Here is a 6,163-nt window from a genome sequence, read left to right as displayed (position 1 = left end):
TGCGCAAAATTCCTCACTGCTGCCTCCCGTAGGAGTCTGGACCGTGTCTCAGTTCCAGTGTGGCTGATCATCCTCTCAGACCAGCTAGCCATCGTCGCCTTGGTAGGCCGTTACCCTACCAACAAGCTAATGGCACGCGGGCTCATCTCCCAACGATAGCTTACATGTAGAGGCCACCTTTGATCCAAAGCACCAAGGCACTCTGGATATTATCCGGTATTAGTCCGCCTTTCGGCGGGTTACCCCGAATTCGAAGGTAGATTACCCACGTGTTACTCACCCGTTCGCCACTTTACTCTCTCTCGCAAGCGAGAGATTTCTCGTACGACTTGCATGTGTTAAGCACGCCGCCAGCGTTCATTCTGAGCCAGGATCAAACTCTCCAATTAAACTTACACTCGAAATCTTCGAAGAGCCCAACTCATCACAAAATCACTATTTAGTTTTCAAAGATCAAAGCCAGCTGACAAAACTAAAATAAATATAGCATTTTCTCTATGGCTTGTCAAGCCCGCCTCTCGTCCCATTCGTCCGAGAAAGTCTCTTTTATTATACCCACTGGTAGCCTTTGTCAATAACTTTTTTTTGTTTTTGTCTCTGTACCCCAAAAAAAATGTGTCATTCAACGTCTAGTCTAATCCTGTGATATTTCTTTTTGCCCGCCCTCAGCAAGATCTCATGCTTATTCAAGTCGTTATCACTAACCACCGTATCAATCGCTTCGATTCGCCTATCATTTACGTACGCGCCACCCTGCTCAATAAGTCGTCTGGCCTCCCCTCCACTCTTGGCCAGCGATACCTCCCTAAACAACTTGAATGCCGGAATGCCTTTGCGCAATCGATCCGGATCAATCATGGTGGTGGGGATTGATTCCACGTCCCTCAAGGCCGGGTCCCTGGGTATTGTACTGGAAACAAAAAGTTGTGGGTCAATTGTCCTGACGCCGAATAACCCGTAAGAGGCCCTGAGGGCATTCTCAGCCTCGTCCTGGCCATGGACCAGCTTGGTCGCCTCAAAAGCCAGAACCGTCTTGGCAACGTTCAGCTCGAATCCTTCCAAATTGCGCGCTGCCTCAATTTCCGCCAAAGGCACGAATGTAAAAAAGGACATGAATCTTATCACATCAGCATCAGCAGTATTGATCCAGAATTGAAAATAGTCATAGGGCAAGGTCAGTTCCGGGTCGAGCCAAATTGCGCCCTTTGCCGTCTTACCCATCTTGTCTCCCGAACTAGTTGTTATGAGGGGAAATGTAATGCCGTGAGCTGTGCCTTGCTCCACGCGCCTAATCAGGTCAATACCTGCCACAATGTTTCCCCATTGATCAGCACCCCCCATCTGTAAGACGCAATCCTGGGTCCTGTAAAGATGCAAGAAATCATAAGCCTGCAAAAGGACATAATTGAATTCAATAAAACTGAGCCCTGTCTCAAGGCGCAACCGACAAGATTCACTCGTCAACATCCGGTTGACGCTGAAATGACGTCCAATGTCCCTCAAGAAAGGGATGTATGCGAGTTTCGTAAGCCACTCCGCGTTGTTAAGAAGCACCGCCTGGCCCTTTTCGAAACTCATAAACCTCGCCAATTGCCTTTTCAGCCCTTCGGCATTTTCGTTCACCTGTTGCGCCGTCAACATCTGCCGCATCTCAGTCTTTCCACTTGGATCTCCCACCAAAGCGGTGCCACCTCCGACCAGCGCAACCGGTCGATGCCCGTGTCGTTGCATATGGGCCAAGGCCATGATCGGAATCAAGCTCCCCACATGAAAACTGGATGCCGTAGGATCAAATCCGATGTAGCAGGTCACGGTCTCCTCAAATAGACGATAGATGGCTTCGTCGCCGGTCGTCTGTTCCACAAAACCGCGCTGTCTTAATACGTCAAAAACGTTGTCCAATGGTCTTGTCCTTCCAGACACACTGATTATAACCGCCAAACTACTATCACTTGGCAAAATCGACGGCCCTGGTTTCTCGAATCACCGTCACCCTGATTTGACCTGGATAAGATAGAGATTCTTCGATCTTTTTTGCGACATCCCGACTCAGCAGAACAGCCTCAGAATCTGAAACCGTTTCACTTTCCGCAATGATCCGCAACTCCCGGCCCGCTTGGATTGCATACGATTTGCTGACCCCGGCAAAAGACTCAGCAATCTTCTCCAAATCCTCCAGACGTCTCACGTAGCTCTCCAGTGTCTCTCTGCGAGCGCCTGGCCGTGCCCCTGAAAGAGTATCTGCTGCCTGAACAATGACCGCGAGAACCGATGCGGGGGGAATATCTTCGTGATGAGCAGAAATTGCGTGTACCACACGAGGCGGTTCTCCATACTTCTTGGCCAACTTTGCCCCGATCAAAGCATGGGGACCTTCAACTTCATGGTCTATGGCCTTGCCGATGTCGTGCAGCAGCCCAGCCCTCTTTGCTTGCTTCACGTTCAACCCCAACTCTGCAGCCATAATCCCACACAAAAATCCGACTTCCATGGAATGCTGCAACACATTCTGACCGTAACTTGTTCGAAACTTCAGTTTTCCGATGTGTTGAATCAGTTCAGAATGAATCCCATGGACCCCCAAGTCAAAGGCGGCCTGTTCACCCGCCTCACGAATCTGCGTGTCGACCTCCTCTGAGACCTTTTTCACCGTCTCCTCAATTCTGGCGGGATGGATGCGGCCATCATTGATCAGTCTTTCCAGAGATAGGCGGGCCACTTCACGTCTAACAGAACTAAATCCTGACAGAATTACTGCCTCTGGAGTGTCATCTATTATCAGGTCAACTCCTGTGGCAGCTTCGATGGCCCTAATGTTTCGTCCTTCCCGTCCAATTATCCGACCTTTCATATCGTCACTCGGCAAGTTCACAACGGAGACCGTCTTCTCTGCCACATAATCCCCGGCATAGCGCTGGATTGCTGTGGCAATGATCTTCCTGGCTTTTCGATCTGCTTGTTCCCGGCTCTCCTTTTCGATACGCTTTATCAGTTTTGCCGCCTCATAACGAGCCTCGCTTTCCATGGCTTTGATCAAAAGACTCTTCGCTTCCTCACCCGTGAAACCCGAGATTTTTTCCAACAGCATCTTCTGTTCCTCAATCAAGGATTCATACTTCGCCTCCTGGCCTTGAAGCGCCCCTTCCCTCCGTGTCAATTGTCCCTCTTTTGCGCTAACGCTGGAATCACGGCGTTCCAAGTGCTCCAACTTGTTTTCAATAGTCTCTTCTTTTTGAGTAAGGCGATTTTCCCGCTTCTTAAGTACGGCCTCTCTTTCCTTTGTCTCATTTTCAAAGTCAAGCTTCATCTGATAGAGTTGATCTTTTGCATGGAGCTTGGCCTCCTTTAAGACGGTCTTCCCTTCCTTTTGAGCCTTCTCTACGATATTGCGGCCTTCCTGTTCCGCTGCCGCGATCTTGGCCGCCGTCAGTCTGCTGCGAACCCAGAAGGCAACCAGAAAACCCAGTGCAAACACTATGATGCTTAGAAAGATTACTGCGGTTATCTCCATATATGCATACCCCCTTTAGTGGGCTGAACTCTTAACGACGGGTAAAACCACACCCACGCAGTAAAAGAACACGGACCCACAGGATTTGGACTTGCATTTTTGAACTAGAGCTTAACGGGCGAGATACCGGTGGAGGTGAAAAACCACGGAAAGGCCAAAACAAATTAGGCTGGCTTGACGCCGTATTCGACGATCAACAGTTTACTGATCGCTTGACTTGTCTTGTTCAGCTACCATTGTGCCTGCATTCACACCCCTGTGATTATGACCAACAATGACGATCTTACGTAGGCCCCTGCACAGGGAACTGTCAGTTGAGAAGCCGCAAATCACGGTTGCTCCCGGTTATATCTAGGCATCAGTAGCCTTGTTCCGTTACCGTCTTTCTCATATGTAAAGGGTAACCCCCACCACAGTGCCGTGTCGGCAGCATCTCTTGAACCTGTTTGCACAGGTGGGCACCTCATTGCCTCTTTAGGCTTTTCTGCAAACACAGAACATGCACACCAAGGCAAGAGAAGGTTCCCGTTTCATAAGTGTTGGCTCAAAAAAAACTTCCACCGAACACGAGCACGGCAGGGGTTTCGCCCGCTTTTCCCTCATTCACACATTGTTGCCAATATGGTCAATCAAGACTCTACAACGATGATCAATATCCTGCAAAAACTCCTCGCGACATCGCTTCATCTCAAAATAGTCGTTAGCGATATTCAATGCAGCCAATATGACCGTGTCAAGCTTGCCAGGGACCTCACTAGAAACCCAGGCCTTTTCTACCTCTTCGGTCACATAATCGACGATCTTCTCAGCCTGGAACACTTTGGCGTCAGCTCTGAACGTATAGTCCTGGTCAAACAGTTTTATGCTGATTATTCGGTCCACAAAAGCTCAGGCTTCTATGTTGAGTCGAGAACTTGATCCAGTCTACCCAGCAGGTCATCCACCTTAGACCGGATCACGGATTTCTCTTCCACGTAACCCCGTTCGGCTGCTTCCTTTGTCCTAAGGACCTGTTCAAGGTCCTTTACCTTTGTTTCCAGTCCTGATTTGGATTCTCGGAGATCACTACACGTCTGAACTAATCGTTCTACCCTCTCTTCAAGCCTATCAAAGCGCTGGGAAATACTATCCTCATCCACAATGAACTCCCAAGATACTTCTGAGTTTTTTTAATAAACTTAATATCCTGTATAGACGAGCCTCCTGGCAAAAGTCAAGGGGATTTTAAGCCATCTTCCCTCGTCTCGAGGCCTTTGAAAAATGCCAATTTTTGTTCAAGTTCAAGGAAGACGATCCGCCTCAGGCGGATTAACCACATGAATACATGGAGTATTTCGAGTCCGCCTCCGGCGAATGAGCCTGACGCAGAAATCGGGCGAAAAGGGACGTTTTGCAAAGGTCTCGTCTCCTAAAGCAAGCTCTCGGCCCTGGTCAACTCCTCTCTGGTATTCACCCCCAAGACCTCCAATGTATCGCGAACCTCTACAAGGGATGCGGGATCACCTGCTCCGTATGCCCGCTCCACAACGTCGGTCAAATAGAATTCACCCTGGGCATTGTCGCTTCTTAAACCTGGCAAGAATTTTTTCAAGAAATCGATCTTCACACAATAAGTTCCGGAATTAACCACGCTGATTTCCTTCTCTGCATCAGTGGCATCAGCTTCTTCGACAATCCGGATCACATTCCCTTGAGCATCAGAAATGATTCTTCCATATCCAAAAGGCTCTTCAAGTGTCGTAGCCAGTAAGGTCAGATCGCCTCTTGTTGCCCTGTGGTGATCAATCAAGCCACGAATCGTCTCCGGCTTTATCAAAGGCGTATCCCCGCATAGTATAACAGCGTCATGAATCCCGGCACGAACCTCAGGCATGGCAGTCATGACGGCATGTCCAGTGCCCAACTGTTCCTGTTGAATCGAGAAGCGAAGAGTCGGGTACGATTCGAGCGCCTCCCGTACACCTTCGGCCTGGTGGCCAATAACGACCACGACATTCTCGACAACACCCAGTGCAGCTTCGACCACATATCGGATCATGGGCGCCCCGGCCATCTCGTGAAGCACCTTTGCCCGGTCCGACTTCATCCGGGTGCCCTTACCCGCAGCTAGAATAATGGCAACTACGTCTTGCATGACTAATAAAAAAATTTTACCAAAAAAGAAGGGGCAAGTCAATTAACTTGCCCCTTCCGTCAGTTCCATATGTCAACAAATGTGTCTAACCCGTCCCCCTTCTGGCCTCCCCGATCTTTATTCTGGTGACTGCCCGCTGTAACGCTACCTGGGCACGCCTGAAATCAAGGTCCTCTCTCCTGCTTACCTCGGCCAGGCGTTCTTCAGCCCGCTTCAATGCGGCCCTGGCCCGATCCACGTCTATGTCTCTGCGCCGGTCAGCAGACTCGGCCAGGATTGTCACCTTATAAGGCAAGACCTCTGCAAAACCGCCGTTCACAAACACCACACGTTCAGCGCCGCCCTGGTCCTTGTATCTTAGCATCCCTATCTTCAGTGTCGTCAGAAATGACGTGTGGCCGATCAAGACGCCAAACTCCCCATATTCCCCCGGCGCGACCACAATTTGGGCCTCTTCACTCACAACCGATTTATCAGGGGTCACTACTTCCAACGTGATATTGCCTGCCATAATCCCA

The 6,163-nt window shown here is 49.7% G+C and carries 6 protein-coding genes, 1 rRNA gene and 1 other RNA gene; all 8 read right to left on the bottom strand.

Translation table 11 applies throughout. The features are described from left to right. Positions 1-389 (bottom strand): 16S ribosomal RNA (locus tag JW883_08635); the annotation flags it as partial. Positions 390-618: 229 nt separating this feature from the next. After that, entirely contained in the window at positions 619-1,902 is a 1,284-nt protein-coding gene (locus tag JW883_08630) for a tyrosine--tRNA ligase (protein ID MBN1842329.1), read from the bottom strand. A gap of 46 nt (positions 1,903-1,948) precedes the next feature. Next, on the bottom strand, positions 1,949-3,511 hold the full coding sequence (gene rny, locus JW883_08625) for a ribonuclease Y (protein ID MBN1842328.1): 1,563 nt from the start codon (positions 3,509-3,511) through the stop codon (positions 1,949-1,951). Between the two features lie 400 nt (positions 3,512-3,911). Further along, positions 3,912-4,096, bottom strand: a non-coding RNA gene (gene ssrS / locus JW883_08620) — 6S RNA. An 18-nt stretch (positions 4,097-4,114) separates the two neighbouring features. Further along, on the bottom strand, positions 4,115-4,393 hold the full coding sequence (locus JW883_08615; protein MBN1842327.1) for a cell division protein ZapA: 279 nt from the start codon (positions 4,391-4,393) through the stop codon (positions 4,115-4,117). A 14-nt stretch (positions 4,394-4,407) separates the two neighbouring features. Beyond that, positions 4,408-4,650 carry a cell division protein ZapB gene (gene zapB, locus JW883_08610; protein MBN1842326.1) on the bottom strand — a complete coding sequence of 81 codons (243 nt, stop codon included), beginning with the start codon at positions 4,648-4,650 and terminating at the stop codon, positions 4,408-4,410. A gap of 269 nt (positions 4,651-4,919) precedes the next feature. Continuing rightward, positions 4,920-5,645 (bottom strand): NTP transferase domain-containing protein, encoded by a 726-nt coding sequence (locus tag JW883_08605; GenBank protein MBN1842325.1) that lies wholly within the window; start codon positions 5,643-5,645, stop codon positions 4,920-4,922. 85 nt (positions 5,646-5,730) lie between these two features. After that, positions 5,731-6,156: a F0F1 ATP synthase subunit epsilon gene (locus tag JW883_08600; GenBank protein ID MBN1842324.1), complete on the bottom strand. Its 426-nt coding sequence runs from the start codon at positions 6,154-6,156 to the stop codon at positions 5,731-5,733. Between the last annotated feature and the right edge of the window lie 7 nt (positions 6,157-6,163).

The organism is Deltaproteobacteria bacterium, from assembly GCA_016930875.1.
GTDB lineage: Bacteria > Desulfobacterota > Desulfobacteria > Desulfobacterales.
The sequence above is the reverse complement of the archived record's forward strand: the minus strand, read 5'-3'. Positions and strand labels throughout refer to the sequence as shown.

Excerpts from the sequence above, each read along its gene's own strand:
- JW883_08605 (MBN1842325.1), bottom strand. The coding sequence starts at position 5,645 with ATGCAAGACGTAGTTGCCATTATTCTAGCTGCGGGTAAGGGCACCCGG.
- JW883_08600 (MBN1842324.1), bottom strand. The coding sequence starts at position 6,156 with ATGGCAGGCAATATCACGTTGGAAGTAGTGACCCCTGATAAATCGGTT.
- rny (MBN1842328.1), bottom strand. The coding sequence starts at position 3,511 with ATGGAGATAACCGCAGTAATCTTTCTAAGCATCATAGTGTTTGCACTG.